Origin of the sequence: Rhodoblastus acidophilus (genome assembly GCF_009720655.1) — a bacterium.
Classification (GTDB): Bacteria; Pseudomonadota; Alphaproteobacteria; order Rhizobiales; family Beijerinckiaceae; genus Rhodoblastus; species Rhodoblastus acidophilus_A.
The window spans coordinates 391163-416090 of sequence record NZ_WNKS01000002.1 but is presented as its reverse complement, the minus strand read 5'-3'; the positions used below and the strand labels follow the sequence as shown (position 1 = coordinate 416090).

26 protein-coding genes, 1 tRNA gene and 2 pseudogenes are annotated in these 24928 nt (G+C 61.9%); 24 read left to right on the top strand and 5 right to left on the bottom strand.

Annotated features, from left to right (window positions below; genetic code table 11):
• Positions 1-706: 706 nt before the first annotated feature.
• From GJ654_RS04320 to GJ654_RS21555, 4 genes and pseudogenes are all read left to right on the top strand, one after another.
• A complete protein-coding gene (locus GJ654_RS04320; RefSeq protein WP_155444858.1) occupies positions 707-982 on the top strand; it encodes a hypothetical protein in 276 nt (91 codons plus the stop codon).
• Positions 975-1361 (top strand): HNH endonuclease signature motif containing protein, encoded by a 387-nt coding sequence (locus tag GJ654_RS04315; protein WP_155444857.1) that lies wholly within the window; start codon positions 975-977, stop codon positions 1359-1361. Before GJ654_RS04320 ends, GJ654_RS04315 begins: the two co-directional genes overlap by 8 nt.
• 34 nt (positions 1362-1395) lie before the next feature.
• A pseudogene (locus GJ654_RS21560) lies at positions 1396-2040 on the top strand (terminase large subunit domain-containing protein); the annotation flags it as partial.
• Positions 2041-2046: 6 nt separating this feature from the next.
• Positions 2047-3054, top strand: a complete 1008-nt coding sequence (locus GJ654_RS21555; RefSeq protein ID WP_319802120.1) for a terminase TerL endonuclease subunit — start codon at positions 2047-2049, stop codon at positions 3052-3054.
• Here the strand turns inward: GJ654_RS21555 and GJ654_RS04305 are convergent.
• Positions 3047-3289, bottom strand: coding sequence for a helix-turn-helix domain-containing protein (locus GJ654_RS04305; protein WP_155444855.1), 243 nt, complete (start codon positions 3287-3289; stop codon positions 3047-3049). The genes GJ654_RS21555 and GJ654_RS04305 overlap by 8 nt on opposite strands.
• 71 nt (positions 3290-3360) lie before the next feature.
• Here GJ654_RS04305 and GJ654_RS04300 point away from each other — a divergent pair, with 71 nt between their 5' ends.
• From GJ654_RS04300 to GJ654_RS21550, 7 genes are all read left to right on the top strand, one after another.
• The gene (locus tag GJ654_RS04300) at positions 3361-4038 is read left to right on the top strand and encodes a hypothetical protein (protein ID WP_155444854.1); all 678 of its coding nucleotides are present in this window, start codon (positions 3361-3363) and stop codon (positions 4036-4038) included.
• Positions 4039-4137: 99 nt separating this feature from the next.
• Complete coding sequence (locus tag GJ654_RS04295; RefSeq protein ID WP_155444853.1) at positions 4138-4677, top strand: hypothetical protein; 540 nt, start codon at positions 4138-4140, stop codon at positions 4675-4677.
• A 36-nt stretch (positions 4678-4713) separates the two neighbouring features.
• Positions 4714-5967 carry a phage major capsid protein gene (locus GJ654_RS04290; protein WP_155444852.1) on the top strand — a complete coding sequence of 418 codons (1254 nt, stop codon included), beginning with the start codon at positions 4714-4716 and terminating at the stop codon, positions 5965-5967.
• A 1-nt stretch (position 5968) separates the two neighbouring features.
• Positions 5969-6508 carry an HK97 family phage prohead protease gene (locus tag GJ654_RS04285; protein ID WP_155444851.1) on the top strand — a complete coding sequence of 180 codons (540 nt, stop codon included), beginning with the start codon at positions 5969-5971 and terminating at the stop codon, positions 6506-6508.
• 1 nt (position 6509) lies between these two features.
• The gene (locus tag GJ654_RS04280) at positions 6510-7763 is read left to right on the top strand and encodes a phage portal protein (protein ID WP_155444850.1); all 1254 of its coding nucleotides are present in this window, start codon (positions 6510-6512) and stop codon (positions 7761-7763) included.
• A gap of 1 nt (position 7764) precedes the next feature.
• Positions 7765-8004 carry a helix-turn-helix transcriptional regulator gene (locus GJ654_RS04275; protein ID WP_155444849.1) on the top strand — a complete coding sequence of 80 codons (240 nt, stop codon included), beginning with the start codon at positions 7765-7767 and terminating at the stop codon, positions 8002-8004.
• 2 nt (positions 8005-8006) lie between these two features.
• Positions 8007-9158, top strand: coding sequence for a tyrosine-type recombinase/integrase (locus GJ654_RS21550; RefSeq protein WP_155444891.1), 1152 nt, complete (start codon positions 8007-8009; stop codon positions 9156-9158).
• On the opposite strand, the gene GJ654_RS04265 is transcribed toward GJ654_RS21550, so the two are convergent.
• Positions 9118-9193, bottom strand: a tRNA-Glu gene (locus tag GJ654_RS04265). The genes GJ654_RS21550 and GJ654_RS04265 overlap by 41 nt on opposite strands.
• A 319-nt stretch (positions 9194-9512) precedes the next feature.
• Here GJ654_RS04265 and rpsA point away from each other — a divergent pair.
• The 9 genes from rpsA (at position 9513) to GJ654_RS04220 (ending at position 18059) form a co-directional block, all read left to right on the top strand.
• The gene (rpsA, locus tag GJ654_RS04260; RefSeq protein WP_196305430.1) at positions 9513-11234 is read left to right on the top strand and encodes a 30S ribosomal protein S1; all 1722 of its coding nucleotides are present in this window, start codon (positions 9513-9515) and stop codon (positions 11232-11234) included.
• A 140-nt stretch (positions 11235-11374) separates the two neighbouring features.
• Positions 11375-12337, top strand: a complete 963-nt coding sequence (gene sppA, locus GJ654_RS04255; protein WP_155444848.1) for a signal peptide peptidase SppA — start codon at positions 11375-11377, stop codon at positions 12335-12337.
• 50 nt (positions 12338-12387) lie between these two features.
• A complete protein-coding gene (gene ihfB, locus GJ654_RS04250; RefSeq protein ID WP_184429921.1) occupies positions 12388-12678 on the top strand; it encodes an integration host factor subunit beta in 291 nt (96 codons plus the stop codon).
• 21 nt (positions 12679-12699) lie between these two features.
• On the top strand, positions 12700-13047 hold the full coding sequence (locus tag GJ654_RS04245) for a lipopolysaccharide assembly protein LapA domain-containing protein (RefSeq protein ID WP_155444846.1): 348 nt from the start codon (positions 12700-12702) through the stop codon (positions 13045-13047).
• 4 nt (positions 13048-13051) lie between these two features.
• Entirely contained in the window at positions 13052-13717 is a 666-nt protein-coding gene (locus tag GJ654_RS04240; RefSeq protein ID WP_155444845.1) for a phosphoribosylanthranilate isomerase, read from the top strand.
• Positions 13718-13762: 45 nt separating this feature from the next.
• A complete protein-coding gene (trpB, locus tag GJ654_RS04235) occupies positions 13763-14980 on the top strand; it encodes a tryptophan synthase subunit beta (protein ID WP_155444844.1) in 1218 nt (405 codons plus the stop codon).
• A 59-nt stretch (positions 14981-15039) separates the two neighbouring features.
• On the top strand, positions 15040-15867 hold the full coding sequence (gene trpA / locus GJ654_RS04230) for a tryptophan synthase subunit alpha (protein ID WP_155444843.1): 828 nt from the start codon (positions 15040-15042) through the stop codon (positions 15865-15867).
• Positions 15868-15882: 15 nt separating this feature from the next.
• Positions 15883-16743, top strand: coding sequence for an acetyl-CoA carboxylase, carboxyltransferase subunit beta (accD, locus tag GJ654_RS04225; RefSeq protein WP_155444842.1), 861 nt, complete (start codon positions 15883-15885; stop codon positions 16741-16743).
• Positions 16743-18059: a bifunctional folylpolyglutamate synthase/dihydrofolate synthase gene (locus GJ654_RS04220; RefSeq protein ID WP_155444841.1), complete on the top strand. Its 1317-nt coding sequence runs from the start codon at positions 16743-16745 to the stop codon at positions 18057-18059. Before accD ends, GJ654_RS04220 begins: the two co-directional genes overlap by 1 nt.
• Before the next feature lie 4 nt (positions 18060-18063).
• Here GJ654_RS04220 and GJ654_RS04215 read toward each other — a convergent pair whose 3' ends face one another.
• Both GJ654_RS04215 and GJ654_RS04210 read right to left on the bottom strand, forming a co-directional pair.
• Positions 18064-18528: a cyclic nucleotide-binding domain-containing protein gene (locus tag GJ654_RS04215; RefSeq protein WP_155444840.1), complete on the bottom strand. Its 465-nt coding sequence runs from the start codon at positions 18526-18528 to the stop codon at positions 18064-18066.
• A 24-nt stretch (positions 18529-18552) separates the two neighbouring features.
• Positions 18553-19239, bottom strand: a complete 687-nt coding sequence (locus tag GJ654_RS04210) for a response regulator transcription factor (protein ID WP_155444839.1) — start codon at positions 19237-19239, stop codon at positions 18553-18555.
• 62 nt (positions 19240-19301) lie between these two features.
• Here GJ654_RS04210 and GJ654_RS21545 point away from each other — a divergent pair.
• A pseudogene (locus GJ654_RS21545) lies at positions 19302-19862 on the top strand (L,D-transpeptidase family protein); the annotation flags it as partial.
• A gap of 47 nt (positions 19863-19909) precedes the next feature.
• Here the strand turns inward: GJ654_RS21545 and GJ654_RS04205 are convergent.
• Entirely contained in the window at positions 19910-20587 is a 678-nt protein-coding gene (locus tag GJ654_RS04205) for a YggS family pyridoxal phosphate-dependent enzyme (protein ID WP_264586110.1), read from the bottom strand.
• A 157-nt stretch (positions 20588-20744) separates the two neighbouring features.
• Here GJ654_RS04205 and leuS point away from each other — a divergent pair, with 157 nt between their 5' ends.
• The 3 genes from leuS to holA all read left to right on the top strand — a co-directional run bounded on the left by leuS (position 20745) and on the right by holA (position 24924).
• Entirely contained in the window at positions 20745-23357 is a 2613-nt protein-coding gene (leuS, locus tag GJ654_RS04200) for a leucine--tRNA ligase (protein ID WP_155444837.1), read from the top strand.
• Positions 23358-23445: 88 nt separating this feature from the next.
• Positions 23446-23880: an LPS assembly lipoprotein LptE gene (gene lptE, locus GJ654_RS04195; RefSeq protein WP_246664578.1), complete on the top strand. Its 435-nt coding sequence runs from the start codon at positions 23446-23448 to the stop codon at positions 23878-23880.
• Between the two features lie 6 nt (positions 23881-23886).
• Positions 23887-24924, top strand: a complete 1038-nt coding sequence (holA, locus tag GJ654_RS04190) for a DNA polymerase III subunit delta (protein ID WP_155444836.1) — start codon at positions 23887-23889, stop codon at positions 24922-24924.
• Positions 24925-24928 lie beyond the last annotated feature (4 nt).

Here is a 24928-nt window from a genome sequence, read left to right as displayed (position 1 = left end):
CTCCGCCAGTGAGACGAATCGGCAGGATAGCAAAGCTCACGCGACGACCAATCTGAGAAAAACGTGACTCAGTAGAATTAGGCGTCAGGCCGAGAAATCACAATTCGTCATCATCCCGAACGAAACGGCAAACGACAATCGTTTGTCGCTCGAAGCTCTCGGATTGCTAACGCATCTCCTACACCGGCCACCCGACTGGCAGGTCCGTCCCGAGCAACTGCGCCACCAATGGGGGATTGGCAAGGAACAGTTTCAACGGATCATGAGAGAGCTTCGCGAAGCGGGCTATGCGCGTCTTCAACCGATCCGAGACACTGCGACCGGACGTGCGTTCGGCAAAGAATACATCGTCGCCAGTAGGCCGAATATCGACAAATGTAACCGAGAACCTGAAAACCCGGCTCTCGGAGCCGAGAGCCGGGAAAACCGGCTGTCGGAGAAACCGACTGCCGGAAAAGCCAGCTCTCTTATTAATAAGAAATAAGAAGATACAAAAACAGATACTCTCCTAAATCCTCTCGAAGTCGCACCTGCTGAAATCGGCCCCGCCTTCGAAGAATTCGAGAGCGCTTGGCAGTTCGACGCAACCGAAGCGCTTGAACCGGCCCGCAAGGCGTTCTCGTCGTTGTCGGCTGAGGACCGGCGGTCGGCGATCAAGTATGCCGGAAACCATCGAGCTGAATGCCGCAGGGCCAAGAGGCAGTCGATGAAGGCGCATGCGTGGCTTCGGCAAAAAGGCTGGGAGAGCGCGAAGAAAGCAACCGAAGGCAACGTTAAATCTGCTTCGCAGCCGGTTAAGGTCTGGATTACGAAGGGCTCGGCGGAATGGGAACGGTGGACGAATTACAACGGCAAGCCTTTTCCGTCGATCCGTTCCGCCGAGCACGGCGAAGAAGGATGGTACGCGCCAACCAAGTTGCCGCCGATCTCCCTTCCCCCGGCGACCGTCCGCTACGTCGACAAGGCGGCGTGTCATGGCTGACTGGCCCTACAGCACAGCGGCATGGCGCCGCTTGCGGTCGGCGAAGCTCGCAGCCGATCCGCTCTGCGAACCGTGCTCGCGCCGTGGCAACGTCATTGTCGCTACCGTCGTGGATCACAGGCAAGCCATTGCGAGCGGCGGCGAACCCTTCCCGGACCTGAGCGGACTCATGAGCATGTGCCCGAGCTGTCACGCGACCAAGACGAACGCGCTGGACAACCCGCACGCCTTCGGCAAACGGCGCGGCCTTGCCTTCAAGGGCTGTGACCTCAGCGGCTTGCCGATTGATCCCGATCATCCGGCCCTTGGGGGATATACCCCCTCTCAGGACGACCGGACACCCTCCGAGGACCGGCTTGGGACCTTGGCGAATACTTAGTTAAGTTTTGAAATTTCAGCAAAAAAGGTGAAAAATGGGCTTGAGGGGACCGGGCGCGAAGCCGCTCAAACTCGTTTTCCGCAAGGACGAGACGGACTCGCCTGATCTTTTCGGCTCGACCTCGAAGGCCAGCAAGCCGCAGCCCGCGCCCTGGGACGACGAAACCCTTTCACGCGCCGAGCGCGTCATCGCCTTCGTTGAAAGTCTCAGCATCACCGCCGGCCGGCATGCCGGGCGGCAGCTCGTGCTTCGTGACTGGCAAAAGGCGATCATCCGGGAGATTTACGCGACGGACGCGGACGGCGCGCGACCTGTCCGCACTGCCGTTATGTCGCTTGGACGCAAAAACGGCAAAACCGCGCTCGCCGCTGCGCTCGCCCTTTGCCACCTCGCAGGCTCGGAAGCTGAGCAACGCGGCGAAGTCTATTCCGCCGCGAATGACAGATTTCAGGCGGCGAAAATTTTCCACGAAATGGTGGCGATGATCGAAAAGCATTCGATCCTGAGCCAGCGCATAAACATCACCCGGTTTACGAAACAGCTCGAAGACTTTGAGACTGGCTCGATATATGCGGCGCTTTCCGCCGACGCAAAGACCAAGATGGGGCTGTCGCCGTCGTTCGTGATCTATGACGAGCTTGGCCAGGCAGAGGCGCGCGACCTTTACGACGCCCTCGACACGGCCATGGGCGCGCGCGAAAGCCCGCTTCTAATGGTCATCTCGACGCAGGCGCCAAGCGACACCGCACCGCTTTCCGAGCTGATTGACTACGGGCTGAAGGTGGAAGCCGGCGCGGTCGATGATCCCAGCTTCAAGCTGTTTTTCTATGCCGCCACGCCGTCCGACGATCCTTGGTCAGAGGAAAGCTGGCAGAAAGCCAATCCGGCGCTCGGCGACTTTCTGTCATTGGACGAAGTGCGCCGCCAGGCTGAACAGGCCCGCCGAATGCCGGCCAAGGAACCCGCTTTCCGAAATCTGATCCTGAACCAGCGCGTGAGCGCGGAAAAGCACTTCTTGACCGCCTCCGAGTGGATGGCGAACAAGGGAGAGCTTGACCTCGAAAGCCTGCGCGGTCGCCAATGCTTTGGCGGACTCGACTTATCGAGCGTTCGCGATCTCACCGCTATGGTGTTGGTGTTTCCCGACGATCAGGGGAGCTTCGACGTTCTGCCGCTCATGTGGCTTCCGGCCGATGGCCTGCGCGAGCGAGAGGACGAGGACAAGGTTCCTTATCTGTCCTGGAAGCTGAGCGGCTATTTGCTGACGACGCCAGGCCGCACGATTGATCCGGCGTTCATCGCGGCGAAAGTCGCCGAGTTGGCGAGCGTCTATGATCTGCGCATGATCGGTTTCGACCGCTGGCGCATCGACGATTTCAAGCGGGCGCTCTCGGAGACGGGCTCCGATGTCGAACTCGAAGCTATAGGTCAGGGCTTCAAGGACATGGCGCCGGCCGTGGACACTCTTGAACGCCTGGTGGTTGAGCGCCGGCTTCGGCATGGCGGCCACCCGCTCTTGACCTGGTGCGCCTGCAACGCTGTCGTCACGGCCGATCCGGCCGGCAATCGCAAACTGGACAAGGCAAGGTCGCGCGGCCGAATTGACGGCCTGGTGGCGCTCGCCATGGCGCTGACCGTCGCCGCCAGGCACGGCAAGGAAGCGGCCTGGACTCCCACGATTGAGTTTATGTAACCGTCGCCGAGGACTTCCGCAGACGCACGCCGGCGCCGCCGCCGTTTTCGGGAATGAATTCGACGCCGGCCGCTTCGAGAGTAGTGCAAATCGCTGAGGTTGCATGACCGGGACCCGTCGCGTCCGTTTCAGCTCGGGTCACGGTATTTCGGTGAACCCCCGCCCGTTCGGCCAAGTCGCGCACGGTCCAATTGAGCAGCCCTCGCGCGGCTCGAATTTGTGCGCTTGTCACCATTGTTGAAATTCCATATAGTGCATTTGTCACCATATTGTGCGATTTGCACAACTTATCACACGAGGATTGCTATGACCACTGACGCCCCCTGCTTCTCCGTGTCCGATGACGCGGAACTGATTCGCCTCGGCACGGAATTCAAAAACGAATGGAAAAAAGAGCGTGTCGCGACCGCAGCCGCGCCAGAGCACATGCCAGATAACGAATTCTCTCTCTTGTGGAAGCCTTGTTTAGAGCTGGCAGAGCAAATCTTCGCTTTTCGAGCTACAACTATGGTTGGAATCAAGATTAAGGCCGAGACCCTTGCTTGGTGCTGCGGCGGTCTCGGCTCAATGTCCGAAGAAACTACTTACGATAGATTGCTCAATTCGATGTTGCGAGACTTGTTGACAGCCAACGACGAGACGCAAGCCGATTGCAAACTTCTACGCTTGGCAGTTGATCTTGAAGCGGCATTTTCTGCTCATAAGGCTAGGGAAGCGGACGGAACGGCTGACGACGCCGATTTCCAACCTATTTATGATGCAGCCCGCGCTATCGCGCAGGAACCTGCAACTTCAATCACTGGCCTTGCAGTCAAGGCACGCGCGCTCGCTTGTCTCAACGACGGCGACCTCGAGGATGAACCGATAGTAGGCGATTTCGGCGGCGGGACCGACGCGCGCCTAGCGTTGGACATCGCGCGCGGCGTCTTGGCGCTCGCCGATCCAGCCGGCCGGGCGTTTTCCACATCATCCATCTCCTCATAATCGCCAAGTGTCACCATTGAGCGGTTCGCACGAACCACATTGACGATTCATGCGAATGGCTCTAATGTGGTTCGCACGGACCACATAGAAAGACGCGCTATGAACGCTCCACTCGATATCCCAAAATTTTCAACCGCTGACGTCGCCAACGCCGCCGGAATTCCGGTTGAAACCCTTCGCACATGGGTCAAGCGCGGCGATCTGGCGCTCATTCACGGCACGCCCGACCGCTTCTCACCCGGCGTCGGTCGCACTCGTCAATTCACACTTCGTCGGGCTCTGAACGTTGTTTTGACGGCGGAACTGGTACGCAACAACCTCTCAGTCAAAGAAGCCTCGCAGGCCGCCCTCAACTTCACGGACATCGGCGAAGGCGTTTATGATCCTAGCGAGGATGCACTCACTGACGAATCTGTTCCTGCGAGAGACCCTGGCGAGCTGTTCCGCGACGGTGAGACTGTTTTGGTTGTCCGTTTTCCGAAAGGCGGTGGCCGAATCGAAGCAAGCGTCGAGCGCCTTGAAGATGCCGTGACCACTCTCTTTTCACGCGAAAACAAGGAATTCTACTCTGCGTTCCTTGTCGATCTCGACGCCGTACATGATCGCGCAAATTCAATTCTCAACAAATATCACGTCTAACCCACGTAATATTTTGACGGATGAAAGGAACGGAACATGAGTAAACTCTTCGAACTGAAGGAACAGCACTGCCTCAAGGTCGCGGAAATGCGCGGCCTTATCGAAGCCGCCGAGGGCGCCAAGCGCGACCTGAGCGAACAGGAAAAGACGCGCTTCGACGCGCTGAAGTCCGAGGCGAGCAATCTCGAAGAGCGCATCAAGCGAGCGGAAACCTTCGCCGAATTCGAGCGCCGCGCCGAGGGCTCCCCCGTTTCCGGCGATCCGATGACGCGCGAGCTGCGCAACTATTCCATCGCCAAGGGCGTGCGCGAAATGCTCAACGGCCGGCTGAGCGGCCTCGAAGCGGAATGCCATTCGGAACTGTCCAAGGGGCGCGAGGCGCGCGGCCTTATGGTTCCGGTTTCCGTCCTGCTCGGCGAGCGCCGCGCGCTGCAAAAGGCGGGATCGGCCGGCGGCCTGGTCGAAACCGAACTCTTGTCCGAAATGTTCGTCGACCGCCTGCGCCCGGCGCTAAAGACTGAACTGCTCGGCGCGACTGTGCTCAGCGGACTGATGGGCGACATCAAGATTCCCCGCCTCACCGCTTCGGCCTCCGCGTCTTGGGTCGCGGAAGACGGCGCTCCGAACCGCACTGATCAGACGTTCGATGACATTTCGCTGAGCCCCAAGACCGTCGCCGCCGAAACCCAGTTCAGCCGCAAGCTGATGCTTCAGGCCGATCCGGCAATCGAGGGCATCGTCCGGGGCGATCTCTCGTTCATGCTCGCGGCTGCGCTGGACTCGGCGGCGATCAAGGGCGGCGGAACGAATCAGCCGACTGGCATTTTGTCGCTTTCCGGGCTGGAGACGGTCGCGCTCGGGGCGACTGGCGACTATCCGACCCCGGACGATATGGCGGACCTTGCGGCGCTCCCGCAAATCGCCAACGTCACCGCCCGCGCCTCTTTCCTCACCAATATGAAGGTGAAAAAGGTTGCGCAGAAAATAAAGGATTCGCAGGGCAAATATTACGGCCTTCCGCAGTTCTTCATGGGAGAGGCGTTCGATTTCTCCAATCAGGTCCCGTCGAATCTCACCAAAAGCACCGGAACGAATCTCTCCGCCATTCTCTACGGCGCTTGGTCCGACCTGTTTATTGCGTACTGGTCCGCCGTCGATGTGCTCGTTAACCCCTACCATCCCGACGTTGCTTCCAAGGGCGGCGTTCTGATCCATGCCTTCCTGGACGCGGACGTTGCGGTTCGTCATCCCGAATCGTTCGCGGCCATCGTTGATGCGGTGACGGGCTGACATGATCGAGCGCCGCACCTATCCCCTCGAAATCCGGACGGCGCGCGGCAATCCGCGCCGCCTGGAAGGCTATGCGGCGACTTTCGGCGCCGAGGCGCGCATTGGCGATTTTGTCGAGACAATCCGCCAGGGCGCCTTCGCCGATTCGCTCGCAGCAGGGCGCGACATTCTCGCGCTTGTTGACCACGATCCGACGCGCGTTCTCGGTCGAACCCGAAGCGGGACGCTTCGCCTGGGCGAAGACGCGCGCGGTCTGCAATTTTCTGTTGACCTCCCCGACACCCAGGCGGCGCGCGACGTGCTGGCGCTCGCTGAGCGTGGCGACATCGGCGGCATGTCCTTCGGCTTCGATGTCGAAGACGACGGAGACGAATGGACCGGGCAGAAGCGCGAGCTGCGCAAGGTCAACCTTCACGAAATTTCCGTCGTGTCCGCATGGCCGGCTTACGACGGAACCATCGTTCAAACCCGCTCGGCTCTGGCGCCGGGCTTTGTGACGCGCAATCTCGCGCGCCGCTATCTCGACACTCTGCGGGGCTGAAATGGGCAAGGCGGCGCGGCGCAAAGGCAAGGAACAGCGTGTTCGCGGCGGCGACGCCTACGTTGATACGTTCTTGGGCATGTGCGGGACCGGCGCGTCCGGCGTCAACCCAGACGCCGTTATCTCGAATCTGTCTGTCGCGGCGCGCTGTGTCTCGTTGCGCTCCGAGCTGCTGGCGAGCGTTCCCCTTTGCCTCTACCGGCGCACCAAGGACGGCGGACGCGAGCGCGCGGACGATCACCCGCTTTTCCAGATCCTCGATTGTATGCCCAACCCGAACATGACCGCGTTCGAGTTTCGCGAATTTCTGATCCGCAGCCTGGATCTGATGGGCAACGGCTATGCCCGAATCGAGCGGAACGCGCGCGGCCAGGTGACGGCCCTTTACCCGTTCCCGCCCGGCATGGTGGCGATTGAGCGCTTGGCCAGCGGACGGCTGCGCTACCGCGCCACTGATTACAACGGCGTCGTTTGGGTCCTGTTGCAGGAAGAAATGCTTCACGTCCGAGGCCCCACCAAGAACGGCATGTACGGGCTTTCGCCGATCCAGATTGCGCACGGCGCTTTGCATCTTGCCATGGCTCACGCGGAAACGGCCGAGGCGCTGACGGAGAACAAGCTTCAGCCCGGCGGGTTGCTGATGTATCCGAACCAGCTTAACCCCACCGCGAAAGAAGATTTGCGGAAGGGGATCAGCGGGCGCTTCGCGGGCGCCGGCAATGCGGGCCGCGTCATGATCCTGGACGGCGGCGCGAAGTTCGAGCAACTGAGCTTCAGCCCCAACGATGCGCAATTCCTGGAAAGCCGGAAACTCGGCAACGAAGATGTCGCGCGGATTTTCGGCCTGCCTCCGACAACGGTAGGCATAACCGACAAGGCGACCTATTCGAATTCAGAACACGAAGGCCAGGCGCTTGTTCAGAACGCCTTGGGACCGCTTGCGGCCCGCATCGAGGGCGCTTTGGCGCGTTGCCTGCTGAGCGACGCCGGCCGGCGCTCCTACTACATCGAGCACGATCTTAACGGCCTTCTACGCGGCGACATCGAGGCCCGTTTCAAAGCCTACCGCATCGCCCGCGAAATCGGCGCGTTCTCGCCGAACGACGTGCGCCGCCGGGAGAATGAGCCGCCGCTCGCCGAGGGCGACCAATACCATATGCCCGCGAACTGGATTCCGCTTGGCCAAGTCAGGCTCACCCAGGGCGGAAGCATCTTGCCGGACGATGGAACGCAGACGACGGGGGCAGGGGCATAATATGGCGCGGCAGTCCGCCCTTCCCGCCAGTCTCGCGCCGCGGCTTATCCGTTTGGAAGCCGCCGCGGAATATGTCAGCCTTTCCACGACCAAGTTCTTGGAGCTGGTCAAGGAAGGCCGCGCGCCCCGTCCGCGCCAGATCGACCGGCGCAAGGCGTGGGACGTGCGCGACCTCGACCGCTTCGCTGAAGCGCTCCCCTATGACGGCGGCGCTGAGGCGGACTCAACCTGGGATGATTGAGCATGCCGCGCAAGCTCCCGCCCTATTGCGAATGCTTTCATGACCGGCACGGCAAGTTGCGGGTCTATTTTCGCAAGGGGAAGGGCGCGCGCGTGGCGCTTCCCAGCGCAGTCGGGACCGAAGAATTCCTCCAAGCCTATCAGCTCGCCTTGGCGGGGAAACTCAAGCCCGAGACCAAACGCGAGAGCGGTCCGGCGTCAGGCACCATTGGCGCCCTTATCCACTCCTACAAACGTAGCGCCGCCTTTGCGGACCTGCGGGACACCACCAAAGCAGGTTATCGCTCGCGCTTGGACGCGATCGGAACGGCGCACGGCCATCGGTCCTTAGCGGGCATGACACGCGCGAACATCGCGGACAAGATTTTGAACCCCTACGCTGATCGGCCGGGGCAACGTCTTGCAATCCTGAAAATGCTTCGCGTCTTGATCCGCCACGCCATCGAGTTGGGGCAACTCAACCATGATCCGTCGCTGGGCATAAAGCGACCGAAGACGCAGGAAATCCGCTCCTGGTCGGACGACGAAATCGCCAAGTTTGAGGAACATTGGCCAGTTGGGACAAAGCAACGGCTCACTTTCGCGCTGATGCTCTACACCGGCCAGCGCCGCTCTGATGTCCACCGCATGACCTGGGCCGATATTCGCGGCGCGGCGATTCGCGTCGTCCAACAAAAGACCGGGGCAAAGCTCGCGATCCCGTTGCACTCCGAGCTGCGCGCCGTGCTGGACCACGTCACACGCGACCATGTCACCATTCTGAACACGGAATACGGCAAGCCGTTCACTGTGGACGGCTTCAGCCAGTTCTTTCGCAGCGCGATCACAGCGGCAGGCTTGCCGCTCGATTGCCAGCCCCACGGCCTTCGCAAGGCCGCTGGCCGGCGTCTCGCCGAAGCCGGATGCACGGCCCGCGAAATCATGGCCGTGCTTGGACACAAGACGCTGTCCGAGGCGGAACGTTACACGCGTGACGCGGATCAAGCGCGGCTTGCTGAAGCCGCTGTCACGCGCTTGGAAGCACAGAAAAAGAACGAGTATTCCCAAACCGCTCAAGACGGGGTTGGGAATTCACGTCAAAATAGACGCAAAAACACCAACTTAGGTTTGGGTTTGGCGCTCCCTAGGGGACTCGAACCCCTGTTTTCGCCGTGAGAGGGCGACGTCCTAGACCGCTAGACGAAGGGAGCAGCAATCTCTCTATAGTCAGACGGACTGCGGTCCGCAAGCCATGATCGAGAGATTTGCAGGCGAAAATCTCATCCTCATCTGAAGCGCCAAAACGACCCCATCAGCGCCGGGCCGCGGCGTCTTCTGCGCTTGCGCAAACACCTTGTGGAAAAGTCGCCTGTTTGCTAAGGAACGCTCCTGAACCTGCTTTCTGCCGCTGGCCCGCGCCGGCCGCCTTATTTGACGGGTCACATCCATGGATGTGCGCCTGCGGTCGAAAGCCAACGCAACACAAACCCTATTCCGGCGCGCGCCCGACTGGGCATTTCAGGAGAAAATATGTCCACTGCCAACAACACGGGTATGAACCCGTCCCGCGACGATTTTGCCGCCCTGCTCGCCGAATCCTACGGCGAAAGCGAAGCCTTCGAAGGTTCGGTGGTCAAGGGACGCGTGGTCGCCATCGAAAAAGACGTCGCGGTGATCGACATCGGTCTCAAGACCGAGGGACGCGTGGCGCTCAAGGAATTCACCGGCCATGGCCGCGATCCGGCCCCGGCGGTCGGCGACGAAGTCGAAGTTTACCTGGAGCGCGTCGAAAACGCGCTTGGCGAAGCGGTCATTTCCCGCGAAAAGGCGCGTCGCGAAGAAAGCTGGGTCAAGCTCGAAAAGGCCTTTGAAGCCGGCGAGAAGGTCGACGGCGTCATTTTCAACCAGGTCAAGGGCGGTTTCACCGTCGATCTCGACGGCGCGGTCGCCTTCCTGCCGCGCTCGCAGGTCGATATCCGTCCGATCCGCGACGTCACCCCGCTGCTTGGCGTGCCGCAGCCGTTCCAGATCCTCAAGATGGATCGCCGCCGCGGCAATATCGTCGTGTCGCGCCGCACAGTGCTCGAAGAGAGCCGCGCCGAGCAGCGTCATGAGATCGTCGCCAACCTCGAAGAGGGTCTGGTGATCGACGGCGTCGTCAAGAACATCACCGATTACGGCGCGTTCGTCGACCTCGGCGGCATCGACGGCCTGCTGCATGTCACCGACATCGCCTGGCGCCGCGTCAACCATCCGTCCGAAGTGCTCAACATCGGCCAGACGGTCAAGGTCAAGATCATCAAGATCAACCACGAGACCCACCGCATCTCCCTAGGCATGAAGCAGCTTCAGGACGATCCGTGGCAGGGCATCGAGGCGAAATATCCGATCAACGCCCGCTTCCATGGCCGCGTGACCAACATCACCGACTACGGCGCGTTCGTCGAGCTGGAGCCGGGCATCGAAGGTCTGATCCACGTCTCCGAAATGTCCTGGACCAAGAAGAACGTCCATCCCGGCAAGATCGTCTCGACCAGCCAGGAAGTCGACGTGCAGGTCCTGGAAGTCGATTCGGTCAAGCGCCGCATCTCGCTCGGGCTCAAGCAGACCCTGCAGAACCCCTGGGAAGCCTTCGCCGAGAAGCATCCCGTGGGCTCCGATGTCGAGGGCGAGGTCAAGAACAAGACCGAATTCGGTCTGTTCATCGGTCTCGACGGCGATGTCGACGGCATGGTCCACCTGTCCGACCTCGACTGGAACCGGCCGGGCGAGCAGGCGATCGAGGACTACAAGAAGGGTGAGGTTGTGCGCGCCCGCGTGCTCGACGTCGATGTCGAGAAGGAGCGCATTTCGCTCGGCATCAAGCAGCTTGGCGGCGACCCCTTCGCTTCGGCTCCGGTTGGCGAAGATGGCGAGGTCAAGAAGGGCGCGGTCGTGACCTGCGAGATCCTTGAGGTCAAAGACGGCGGCCTCGAGGTTAAGATCGTCGGCACCGACCTTCAGGCCTTCATCAAGCGCAACGAACTGGCCCGCGACCGCGCCGACCAGCGTCCCGAGCGCTTCGCGGTTGGCGAAAAGGTCGACGCGCGCGTCACCCTGTTCGACCGCAAGGCGCGCAAGATCGCCGTGTCGATCAAGGCGCTCGAAGTGGCCGAAGAGAAGGAAGCCATCGCGCAATATGGCTCCGCCGACTCCGGCGCTTCGCTCGGCGACATCCTTGGCGCCGCGCTCAAGGCGCGCGAGACGAAGTAATTTCTCTCGCGTTTCTGTAAAACGACATCGCCCCGCGCGCCCAACGGCGCGCGGGGTTTTTTCGGTCATCGTCTCCCGACGGGCCGCCCGTTGAGCTTTGGCGCGCGCATGCCTAAATGGAATGAGAATGGAGCATCGTCATGAACTCGTCTGTTGAAACCGTTCTCGATCGCCGGCAGTTGCGGCGCAAGCTGACGCGCTGGCGGATCGCCGCCTTGGGCCTCGCCGTTGTCGCGATCCTGGTTGCGGCGGGACGCTTCGCTGGCGACGCCGGAAGCCTGACGCCGCATATCGCCCGCATCGACATTGGTGGGCTCATCACGGGCGATCGCGACACGCTGAAGCTGATCAAATCCGCCGAGGAGTCGAAGGCCGCCGCCCTGATCGTTCAGGTTTCGAGTCCCGGGGGCACGGTGACGGGTTCGGAACACATCTACGATGAGCTTCGCCGGGTCGCCGCGAAAAAGCCGGTGGTTGCGGTCGTCGACACCATGGCGGCTTCGGGTGGCTATATTGTCGCGCTCGGCGCGGATCGTATCGTCGCGGACGGCAATTCCCTGATCGGCTCGATCGGCGTTCTGTTCCAGTATCCAAATGTTTCGAAATTGCTCGACACGATCGGCGTGAAAGTCGAGACAATCAAATCCTCGCCCTTGAAGGCCGCTCCCAATGGGCTGGAGCCGACCAGCGAGGCCGCGAGAGCCGCCATCGACGCGCTCGTCGTCGACAGCTATTCCTGGTTCAAGAGCATCGTGAAGCAACGCCGAAACCTCAATGATGCCGAATTGGCGGCGGTTTCCGACGGTCGCGTCTTCACGGGACGGCAGAGCATGAGCCTGAAACTCATTGACGAGTTTGGCGGCGAACGCGAAGCGATCGCCTGGCTGGAAAAGGAACGCGGCGTGGCCAAGGGCCTTCCGGTCAGGGAGCTGAAAAAGAACTCGGTGGGCAAGCCCTTCAATCTGTTCAGCGCCGCCGCCGCCGTCGCGGCTTGGCTCGGCGTGGACTCCGCGGATACCCTCGCGTCACAAATCAAGAATGTTCAGGGACAGGCGGGTCTTGACGGGCTATTGGCGATTTGGCACGTTGGCCACGATCAATAGTCAGGATTGAGCGCGTTCTTGATCCGCCATGCGTTTCCAGGACAATTTCCGTGATTAAATCTGAACTCGTTCAACGTATTGCGGATCGCAACCCGCACCTTTATCTTCGCGACGTCGAAAACATCGTGAATGCGATTCTCGACGAGGTCACGGACGCGCTCGCGCGCGGCGATCGGGTTGAGTTGCGAGGGTTCGGCGCGTTCTCCGTCAAGAAGCGCGACGCTCGAATTGGTCGAAACCCCCGCACCGGCGACCACGTCGAGGTCAATGAAAAGTTCGTGCCGTTCTTCAAGACCGGCAAGGAGCTTCGCGAGAGACTCAACGATTCGCCGAAGGCTTGACCCGGCGGCCTTATTGGAGACATGGCGATGCGTGCGTTGTTCCGTATACTAGTTATCGCGCCTTTCGCTCTGTTGCTGCTGGGATTCTCGCTCGCCAACCGGCAATCGATTACGGTTCTGACCGAACCCTTCAATGTGGCGGATGGCGCGTGGCCGACGTTCACTTTGCCGCTCTATCTGGTCGTCCTCGGCGCTATGATGATCGGAGTCTTGATCGGAGGGTCCTCGACCTGGCTGCGCCAAGGGCGTCATCGTAAGGCAGCTCGCGAAGCTTTCCGCAAGTCGGCGGCCCTGAAAGCCGAAAACGACGCGCTGCGCGGCCAGACAGCCCCTGCCTCTTCAGGTGTGCCGGCGTCCCGCAACGCCTGACTCAATGGCGCTCACCATAAAGATTTGCGGCGTCACCACGCCGGACGCGGTGCGCGCCGCGGTCGACGCGGGTGCTGACATGGTCGGTTTCGTGTTCTTCCCGAGGAGCCCGCGAAATCTCTCTCTTGGCGAAGCGTGCGCACTGTCCGCCAGCATCGAGGGCAAAGCGCAAAAAGTTGCGCTTGTGGTCAATGCCGACGACGGCCTCATCGAAGACATTGTTCGGGAATTCAAACCCGACCTGTTGCAGATGCACGGCTCCGAATCGGCTGAACGGGTCGCCGCGATTCGTCGAAAATTCGGCGTGCCGATCCTGAAGGCGACCGGCGTAGCTCAACCCTCCGACCTCGCCGAAGTTGAAGCTTATCTCGGCGTCGCGGACAGGATTCTGCTGGACGCCAAGCCGCCGAAAGGCGCGGAATTGCCCGGCGGCAACGGCTTGAAGTTCGACTGGACCCTGGCGGACGGCTTTTCGAAGCGAACCGGTTGCAAGGACTGGCTGCTCTCGGGCGGCTTGAACCCCGAAAACGTGGGCGAGGCCATCCGTCTCACCCTCGCGCCGGGCGTCGACGTGTCTTCCGGGGTGGAAGACAGCCCTGGCAAAAAATCCGTCGAGAAAATCCGCGCCTTCATCGCCGCGGCGAGACGCGCGCAAGATCACTTGGCCTGACCGCCGGAAGCGTTTAAGACAGCCGCTTCAATCGAGCAGAGTCCCATGAGCGTTCTTCCTAAAAATTCGCTGCGGCAGGGTCCCGATGCGCGGGGCCATTTTGGCATTTTCGGCGGGCGCTTCGTCGCCGAGACGCTAATGCCCCTGATCCTCGCCCTGGAGGACGCCTATGAAGATGCGCGCAAGGACCCGGCCTATCACGCGGAACTGAGCAACCTGCTGACCTATTACGTGGGTCGGCCGAGCCCGCTTTATTTCGCGGAGCGCCTGACCGAGCATCTCGGCGGCGCAAAAATCTACTTCAAGCGCGAGGAACTCAATCACACCGGCGCGCACAAGATCAACAATGTGCTGGGCCAAATCCTGCTCGCCCGCCGCATGGGCAAGAAGCGGATCATCGCGGAAACCGGCGCGGGCCAGCACGGCGTCGCCACCGCGACCGCCTGCGCGCGCTTCGGCCTGGAATGCGTCGTCTATATGGGCGCCGTCGACGTCGAGCGGCAAAAGCCTAACGTCTTCCGCATGAACATGCTCGGCGCCAAGGTGGTGCCCGTGCAGTCGGGCGCTCGGACGCTCAAGGACGCCATGAACGAGGCGCTGCGGGATTGGGTCACCAATGTCGACAACACCTTCTATTGCATAGGCACGGCCGCGGGGCCGCACCCCTATCCGGCGATGGTGCGCGATTTTCAATGCGTCATCGGCGATGAGACCCGCGAGCAGATGCTGAGCCAGGAAGGCCGCCTTCCGGACAGCGCCTTCGCCTGCATCGGCGGCGGATCCAACGCGATCGGCCTGTTCCATCCCTTCCTCGACGAGCCCTCGGTCGAACTTTACGGCGTCGAGGCGGCCGGGCATGGCCTGGAGGTCGAGAATGGGCATGCGGCGTCGCTGGCGGGCGGCCGCGCCGGCGTGCTCCACGGCAACCGCACCTATCTGCTGATGGACGACGACGGGCAAATTCTTGAGGGCCATTCGATTTCGGCCGGCCTGGACTATCCCGGCATCGGCCCGGAACACGCCTGGCTGAAGGAGACCGGACGCGTCACCTATCTGTCGGCGACCGACAAGGAAGCGCTCGACGCTTTCCAGCTCTGTGCGCGGCTCGAAGGCATCATCCCCGCCCTCGAGCCCGCTCACGCTCTGGCCAAGATCGTTGAAATCGCGCCAAAGAAGGCAAAAGACCACTTGATGGTGCTCGGCCTGTCTGGACGCGGCGATAAGGACATCTTTACCGTCGCCGACCACCTCGGCGGCATGTGAGCGGCTGCGTCACCCGCTCACGTTTTCAAGGTCAACCTACTGTGCTAACCGGCAAGGCCATGACTTCTCGCATCGAAACACGTTTCGCGCGGTGCCGCGCCCAAAATCGCGCCGCGCTGGTCACGTTCATCATGGCCGGCGATCCCGACGCGTCCGTTTCCCTGGATATTCTCAAGGCTCTGCCGAAATCCGGCGCCGACATCATCGAGGTCGGCATGCCGTTTTCCGACCCGATGGCCGACGGTCCCGCCATCCAGGCCGCGGGTTTGCGCGCGATGAACGCCGGCATGACGCTCCGCGGCGTCCTCAAGCAGGTGGAAGAATTCCGCCGGCACGACGCCGATACGCCCATCGTCCTGATGGGCTATTTCAATCCGATTTACGTCTACGGCGTCGACCGATTTCTCGTCGACGCGAAAGCGGCCGGCGTTGACGGCATGATCGTCGTCGATCTGCCGCCCGAGGAAGATGAAGAGCTGTGTCTGCCCGCCCTGCGCGCGGGCCTGAGCTTTATTCGTCTCGCGACGCCGACGACGGACGATCGGCGGTTGCCGACGGTTCTCGCGAACACCTCCGGCTTCGTTTATTACGTCTCGATCACCGGCATCACCGGCGCAAGCCGGCCCGACTATTCCAAGGTCGCCACCGCGGTGCGGCGGATCAAGGCCCACACTCCGCTTCCCGTCGCCGTGGGTTTTGGCGTCAAGGATGCGGCGGCGGCGGCCGAGATCGCCGCGAAGGCCGACGCCGTCGTGGTCGGGTCCGCCATCATCGATTCGCTGGCGAAAACCCTCGACGCAGAACGTCGGGGCGGCCCCGCGACCGTCGAAGCCGTGAGCAAACTGGTGTCCGAACTCGCCGCGGGCGTCGCGTCCGCAAGGCGCTGAGCAGGAGACGATGCAATGAACTGGATTTCCAACGTCGTCCCCCCCAAAATTCGGTCGATCCTCAAACGGGAAACGCCTGAAAATCTGTGGGTCAAATGCCCGGAGAGCGGGGAATTGGTGTTCCACAAGGATTTGGAAGCCAATCTGTTCGTGGTGCCCGGTTCGGGCTATCACATGCGTATTCCGGCGAAGGCGCGTCTCGACGCCCTGTTCGACGATGGCGTCTATGAGAGCTTGCCCTCGCCGGAAGCGCCCGCCGATCCGCTCAAGTTTCGCGACGTGAAGCGCTATACGGACCGCCTGAAGGATTACCGGACCAAGACTGGCGCTTACGACGCGGTGCGGATCGCGGCCGGCGCCTTGCAGGAATTGCAGGTCACGGTCGCCGTTCAGGATTTTGACTTTCTCGGCGGCTCGCTCGGCATGGCTGCCGGCGAAGCGATCGTCGCCGGCATGATGCGTGCGGTGGAGAAACAAACCCCGTTCATCATTTTCACCGCTTCGGGCGGCGCGCGCATGCAGGAGGGCATGTTCTCGCTGATGCAGATGCCGCGCACCACAGTGGCGGTCCAGCGGCTCAAGGAAGCCAAGCTCCCCTACATCGTCGTGCTGACCAATCCGACGACCGGCGGCGTCACCGCCTCCTACGCCATGCTTGGCGATCTCCACATCGCCGAACCCGGCGCTGTCATCGGCTTCGCCGGCGCGCGCGTGATCGAACAGACCATTCGCGAAAGGCTGCCCGAGGGCTTCCAGCGATCCGAATATCTGCTCCAGCACGGCATGGTGGACATGGTCGTGCCGCGCGCGCAAATGCGCGACACGCTTGGGCGCGTCTGCCGGCTGTTGACGAAGGCCCCCGTCCCAGAGAGCTGATGTCCGCGCCAGACCCGATCCTCGAACGTCTGCTGCATCTTCATCCCAAAAAGATCGATCTTTCGCTGGATCGGATGAGGCGGCTGCTGGGGGCTCTGGGCGACCCGCAGAAAAGCCTTCCACCGGTCATCCACGTCGCGGGAACGAACGGCAAAGGCTCGACCATCGCTTTTATGCGCGCCATCCTCGAAGCATCCGGGTTTGGCGTGCACGTCTACACGTCGCCGCATCTGGTTCGGTTTAACGAGCGCGTCCGCCTCGCCGACCGCCCTGGCGGAAAGCTCGTCTCGGATGAAGCGCTGAGCGCGGCTTTCGAAGCCGTGGAGGCCGCCAACGGCGCCTTGCCCATCACTTTTTTCGAGGCGACGACCGCCGCGGCGTTCAAACTGTTTTCCGAGCATCCCGCCGACGTGCTTCTGCTGGAGGTCGGCCTGGGCGGCCGCCTCGACGCCACCAACGTCATCGACAAGCCCGCCTGTGCGGTGATCACCCCGGTCTCCCGGGATCACGTCGAATTCTTGGGAGACACGCTGGAGGCGATCGCGGCGGAAAAGGCGGGAATCCTCAAGCGTGGGGCGCCCGCCGTATTCGCTGAACAAGTCGATGTGGCGCAAGCGACGCTCGAAAGAGTGGCGGCTCGCCTGGGCGTCACGCCCCTTGTCTGGGGCCAGGACTATCTTTGCCGGCGCGAGGCCGACCGGCTGGTCTACGAAGATCAGTCCGGCCTTCTCGATTTGCCCGCGCCAAAACTGTTCGGCGCGCATCAAACCGGAAACGCGGGCGTCGCCATCGCCGCTTTGCGCGCCGCGTTTCCCGGACTCCCGGAACAAGCCTTCGAGCGGGGGATGGTTGCGGCGAGCTGGCCGGCGCGTCTGCAAAATCTTCGGGGCGGGCGACTCGCGACCTTGGCGCCGGGAGGCGCGGAGCTCTGGCTCGATGGCGGTCACAACGAAGCCGGCGCCAAGGCGCTGGCGAAGGCTATGGCGGAACGCGACGCGATTACGCCGCTGCCGCTCGTGCTTGTCTTCAGTTCGCTCAAATCGAAGGACCCCGAGGGTTTTTTGAAACAATTCGCCGGCATGGCGACGCAAGTGATCGCCGTCCCGATCCACGGCGACCAGGCGTCATGGCCGCCGGACGAAATCGTGGGCCTTGCCGAAAAGCTGGGTTTTTACGCGCGCGTTGAGGCCGATGTCGACAGCGCGCTAAGAACTTTGGCGGACGCCGACTGGCGGCGCCCGCCGCGCATTCTGATCGCCGGCTCGCTTTATCTCAGCGGCGATGTCCTCGCCGCCAACGGCACGCCGCCGGAATAGGCGATCACGCGTCGGCGTCGCCCGAGATCAGGCTGCGCCGAAACACTTCGAGATCGCCGCCGAGCGCGTTGATGTGGGCCAGAATGTCCCGGCGCAATCGGTCGGCGCTCGCCGGATACTCCTCCAGGACGCGCAAGAACAAGGCGCGTGATATTCTGAGCACGGTGCAATTCTGGCGGGCGATGGCGGTGACGGGGCGCTTGGTCGTGACGATCAGCGCCGTCTCACCCAGCAGGTCGCCTTCCTTCACCATCGGCATGGAGTCGCCGACATTGTCGCCAGTGAGCGTGATGGCGCCCGTCAGCAGGAGATAGCCGCAGTCGGCGAGGTCCCCCTGCCGGAACAGGATGTCGCCAGCGCGCAGGTTCCTGGTTTCCGCAGCGAATGCGATCAGCCTGAGAGCCCCCGGTTCGAGCTTGGCGAAAATCGGCAGGCGGCCCAGAAGCGCAACGGTGTCTGCGGTGGACATGATGAGTCCTATTTTCTTCTCGTTTCAGGGCGACAGCCGGTAGCCGCCGATATCCGTGATGAGAATTTTCGAATTGGTCGGATCGACTTCGATCTTCTGCCGCAACCGATAGATGTGTGTTTCGAGCGTGTGAGTCGTAACGTTGGCGTTGTAGCCCCAGACTTCGCGCAACAATTCGTCTCGCGACACCACCCCGCCCTTGGCCCGGTTGAGATATTGGAGAATCGAGGTCTCTTTCTCCGTCAGCTTCAGCTTGGCGCCGCTCTTGGCGACCAGGAGTTTCGATCCTGGATGAAACGTGTAGGACGCGATCTGGAAGCTCGCGTCGTCGCTGAATTCGTGCTGGCGTATGTGCGCCCGAATGCGCGCCAGCAGGATCGAGAAGCGAAAGGGCTTGCTGACATAGTCGTTGGCGCCGGAATCGAGGCCGCGAACCACGTCATGCTCGGAATCCTGCCCGGTCAGCAGGATGACCGGCTTCTGAAAGCCTGCCGCGCGCAATTGCTTGATGACATCGCGCCCGTCTCCGTCGGGGAGGCCGATGTCCATGATGATGAGATCGATTGGATGTTCATTGATGACGTCCAGACCGGATTTCACATCCGACGCTTCATAGGCGACAAACTCACTGTGGATGCTCAGTTGTTCGAGCAGTGAAAGTCTCAAATGCGCATCATCGTCAACGATCAAGATCGAACGGACTTGCGACATGAATTATCCTATGTACGGCTTGGACCACGCTTGAAGTCGCGCCAACACCAACGGGCGAACCCGTGACAAGTGAAAAATCTACGCTTTCGCGTTCCCGTCGTCAAAACTCCGTGTTGAAAAGCGGTGGCATTTTCGGGGCGAAAATCAAGATTCTTTTTGTTCAGCAGCTTCCGCGTCTCGCGAGAGGTCCCAGAGGCCTGCTGCGGGTCGGCGCGAACCTTGTGGAATGCGCCATCGGCCGCGGCGGAATCGGCGTGAAGCGCCGTGAAGGCGACGGCGTGACCCCCATCGGACGCCTGACGATTTTGGGCTGGCTGCGGCGAACCGACCGCTGGCGCTCCGGCTTTGCCGGGGAAAGCGGCGTCCGGCCTCTCGACGGGTGGTGCGACGACCCCGGCTCGAGAAACTACAACCGGCCTGTGCGGCTGCCCTCGCCCGCCAGTTGCGAAAATCTCTGGCGCGAGGACCACCTCTACGATGTCATCGGCATTCTGAATTTCAATATCAGGCCCAGAGCCATCGGGCGCGGGAGCGCGGTGTTCTTTCACCTTGCCCATGAAAACCTGCAACCGACCGCCGGCTGCGTAGCGGTTCGGGCGCGCGACATGAGACATATCCAGCACAGGCTCGCGGAGCGTCCGATCCTTGTGATCGGGTGCGGCAGAAGGCCTCAGCGCGAGCCGAAGATGGCGGATCCGACCCGAACATGGGTGGCGCCAAGCTGGATCGCCTGCTCAAAATCGGCGCTCATGCCCATGGAAAGATTTTCGACGCCCAAATCCCGGCCAAGACGATAGAGAAGCGCAAAATGCGGGCTGACCGGACGATCCACCGGAGGGATGCACATCAGTCCCTCGATGGTCAGCCCAAGGTCATGCCGGCAGGCATTGAGCAGCGCCGGCAATTCCTCGACCGAAACGCCGGCCTTCTGGCTTTCCGCGCCTGTATTGACCTGGATGAAACAGGAAATAGTCTTGTTCTTCTTTCTTGAATGTTCGGCGATGGCCGACGCGATCTTCAAGCGATCGACCGACTGAATCGTGTCGAAGACATCGATGGCCATTTCGACCTTGTTCGACTGCAAGGGACCAATCAGGTGCAGTTCGATGTCAGGAAAATCAACGCGCAGAGCGGGCCATTTGGCGGCTGCCTCCTGGACGCGGTTCTCGCCAAAAATCCGTTGGCCCGAGCGCAGGGCGGGAAGGATTTCGTCAGCCGAAAACGTCTTTGAGACGCAAACCAGGTTCATCTCGGCTGGATCGCGCCGCGTGTCGACGCAAGCCCGCGCGATGGCGCGCCGCACCTTTTCAAGCCTGCCGGGGACATCGTCGACTGCGGACACGCTCACCACGCCAAAACTCCTGTCTCGCGATTGAGTCGCGAGGACCATAGGCGGCGCGCGGGCGAATGCCAATCGGTCCGGAGTCGGCCAAATCAATTGACCGGTGAACCGAAATCATGCTCATTGCGGCAGCTTGGAACCGTTTGGAAGAGCCTGAAGTTTGATGCGCCCTGACCGTTACAATCCCCACGAATCCGAACCGAAGTGGCAAAAGGAATGGTCGGACCGCCAGACGTTTCTGACGCGCAACGCCGACACCCGGCCGAAATATTATGTGCTGGAAATGTTTCCCTATCCGTCAGGGCGGATTCACATGGGACACGTGCGCAATTACGCGATGGGCGATGTCGTCGCCCGGGTCATGCGCGCGCGCGGATATAATGTGCTGCATCCCATGGGCTGGGACGCGTTCGGCATGCCGGCGGAAAACGCGGCTCGGCTGAACCGCTCCCATCCCGGCGAATGGACCTACGCCAATATCGCCACCATGCGCAAACAATTGCAAAGCATGGGGCTGTCCATCGACTGGTCGCGCGAGATCGCCACCTGCGATCCCAGCTATTACCGGCATCAGCAGGCCATGTTCCTGGACATGCTCGACAAGGGGTTGATTTATCGCAAGAACGCCAAGGTCAACTGGGACCCGGTCGACCAGACGGTTCTGGCGAACGAGCAGGTCATCGACGGGCGCGGCTGGCGTTCGGGCGCGCTGGTCGAACAGCGCGAACTCACCCAATGGTTCTTCAAGATCACCGATTTCGCCGAAGATTTGCTGACCTCGCTCGACGGGCTCGACCGCTGGCCGGAAAAAGTCCGGCTGATGCAGAAGAACTGGATCGGCCGGTCCGAAGGCGCGCTGGTCAAATTCGACGTCGCTGGCGAGCATGCGTTCAAGACCGTCGAGGTTTTCACCACGCGGCCCGACACCTTGTTCGGTGCGCGCTTCATCGCGGTGTCGCCGGATCACCCCCTCGCCGCCGAACTGGCGCGCGACAACGCCGATTTGCAGGCGTTCATCGAGGAATGCCGCCGCGTCGGCACCTCGAGCGCGGCGCTGGAGACCGCGGAAAAGAAGGGTTTTGATACGGGCGTTCGGGTCAGGCATCCGTTCGACGCCGAATGGACCCTGCCGATTTATGTCGCCAATTTCGTGCTGATGGATTATGGCACGGGCGCCATTTTCGGCTGCCCCGCCCATGACCAGCGCGACCTCGATTTTGCCCGCAAATACGATCTGGGCTGGACCATCGTCGTACGCCCCGAGGGCGCCGATCCCAAAACCTTCGCCGTCGATGAAACGGCCTATGATGGCGATGGTCTCCTGGTCAACTCGCGGTTCCTCGACGGCATGACGCCCGCGCAGGCGTTCGAGGAGGTCTTGCGCCGCCTGGAAGGCGAGCGTGTCGAGGGCGCGCCGCGCGCTCAACGAAAAATCAATTTCAAGCTGCGCGACTGGGGCATTTCGCGCCAACGGTACTGGGGCTGCCCGATCCCCATTATTCATTGCGAGTCCTGCGGCATCGTCCCGGCTCCGCGCGAAAGCCTGCCGATCGAACTGCCGCCGGACGTCACCTTCGACCTCCCTGGCAATCCGCTAGACCGCCATGAAACGTGGCGCAACACCACCTGTCCCAAGTGCGGCAAGCCGGCGCTGCGCGAGACCGACACGATGGACACGTTCGTCGATTCGTCCTGGTATTTCGCCCGCTTCACCGATCCCTGGACCGTGGCCGCGCCGACGGACAAGGCCGTGGTCGATCACTGGTTGCCCGTCGACCAATATATCGGCGGCATCGAGCACGCGATCCTTCACCTGCTTTATGCGCGGTTCTTCACCCGCGCCATGCGCGCCACCGGCCATGTCGGCCTGAGCGAGCCTTTCGCGGGCCTGTTCACCCAGGGCATGGTGGTCCACGAGACTTACAAGTCGGCGGACGGGGCCTGGATGTCGCCCAGCGAGATTCGCTTCGAGGCCGACGGTCCGGCGCGGCGCGCCTTCGCCTTGGACGACGGGCGGCCGGTGGACATCGGCTCCATCGAAAAAATGTCGAAGTCGAAGCGCAACACCGTCGACCCCGACGACATCATCGCGACCTATGGCGCCGACACCGCACGCTGGTTCATGCTGTCCGATTCGCCGCCCGACCGCGACGTGATCTGGACCGAGGATGGCGTTCAGGCGGCCGGCAAGTTCGTGCAGAGGCTGTGGCGGCTCGTCGGCGAAATCGCCGATCTTTCCGCCGGCGCGCCTGAGGTCGCGCGGTTCGGCGAGCAGGCGAACCGGATTCGCAAGGCGGCCCACGCCGCTTTGGTCAAGGCGGAGGACGACCTCGCCCGTCTGCGCTTCAACCGCTGCGTCGCGCATATCTATGACCTCGCCAATCAGTTGAACACATTGCTTTCCGGGATCGATGCGCCCGCCGAGGACGATGTGCGCGTCGCGTTCCGCGAGGCCGGAAGAATTCTCGTCCAGTTGTTCGCTCCGATGATGCCGCATCTGGGCGAGGAATGCTGGGCGGAGTTGGGCGGCGAGAAACCGGTGGCGGAAACGCCCTGGCCGGTCGCCGATCGTTCTCTTATCGTCGAGGATATGGTAACGCTTCCGGTGCAGATTAATGGCAAGAAGCGCGCCGAACTGACCATTGCCCGGGATGCCGGGCAGACGGACATCGAAGCCGCCGTCATGGCTTTGGAGGCGATTCAACGCGCCTGCGAGGACCGGACGCCCAGGAAGATCATCGTTGTCCCCCAGAGGATCATCAATGTCGTCGTCTAATCGCGCAACAGCCCGGCAGGGAAGGGTCGCCACAGCGATGGCCCTGGGCTGCGCCCTGCTTGTCGGCGGTTGCGTGCAGCCGCTGTACATGACCGCCGCGCCCGGCGGTGGCGCGGTCGGCGAGGAATTGCAACTGATCAAGGTGGAGCCGATTCCCGATCGTCTCGGCCATTATGTGACCAACGAGCTGATTTCACAGCTCAATGGCACGGGTTCGTCGCCGACGCCGAAATACCGCCTGGTCGTGACTTTGACCGAGCGCATGTCGACGCCGATCATCAATACGTTCACCGGCCAGGCCGAAGCCGCCGCGATCGCCGTTGAAGCGCAGTATAAATTGTTCCCGGTCGCCGGCGGCGGGGACAAGCCGTTGGTGAGCGGCAGCGTCATGGAATCCGTGTCTTACGATCGCACTTCGCAGCGACTGAGCAACGTGCGGGCGGCGCGTGACGCCGAAATCCGCAACGCGAGGACGATCGCCGAGCAAATCCGGACCCGAATCGCGGCCGCCCTGGCGAAATAAGCAGCCATGGTCGCGATTCCGATCGGAGATGCTGACGACTTCCTCGCCAGACCGCTTGGTCGCACGTGCGTCATTTTGCTCTTCGGCCCGGATCGCGGCCTGGTTTCCGAGCGCTCGCAGCAGGCCAGCCGCACCTTTTTGGGCGGCGAAAACGCTCCCGGCCAAAGAATCCAGTTGCTCGGCGACGCGATCGCGTCGGATCCCCTGCTCCTTGTCGATGAAGCCAATTCCATCGACATGTTCCAGAGTTCGAACCGTTGCATTCTGGTCAGCGTCGGCGGCAAGTCGCTTTTGCCCGCTCTGGACATGATTGGCAGGGCGCCTCCGCAGAATTGCCTGATCGTGCTGGAGGCCGGCGAGCTTCGCCGTGACGCGCCGCTGCGCAAATGGGCGGAAACGCAGGATATCGCCGCCGCGATCGAATGCCGGCCCGATGACGCCAGAAGTCTGATGCGCCTGATCGAGAGGGAGTTTGCGGCCGCCGGATGCGCGATCGAGCCCAGCGCGCGCGACGCGCTGCTCGGGGTTCTCGGCGAAGATCGAATCGCCACGCGCAACGAGATCGAAAAGCTGCTGCTGTTCACGAGCGGGCAGGGCATGGTCCATTGCTCTGACGTCGAAGCGATCTGTTACGATCCCAATTTGACTCAGACCGACGCAATCGTGGACGGCGTTTTTTCATCCGACCGCCAAACCTTGCTCGAGCGTCTGCTCAGCGTTTCCCTGTCGGGCGCCGATCCAACCGTCATTCTGATGGCCATGATGAGACACGCCCTGGCCTTGCAGCGTGGCGTGGGCGCCGTGGACGCCGGCGCCAATCCCGGCGACGCGCTGCAGTCCATGTTGCGCAGCACGGGAGGGTTCAATCGCAAAGCCGAGTTCATGCGGCAGATGAAAACTGGCAACGCTCAGGACTTGCTCGGATTGGTCCGAACCCTGCAAAATTTTACCAAGGCGACGCGGGAAAGCCCGACGCTTTCCTCACAGCGCCTGATCCGGCTGCTGATTTCACGCGCAGGCGGTCGGCGCGACGGCTCGCGGTGACCCC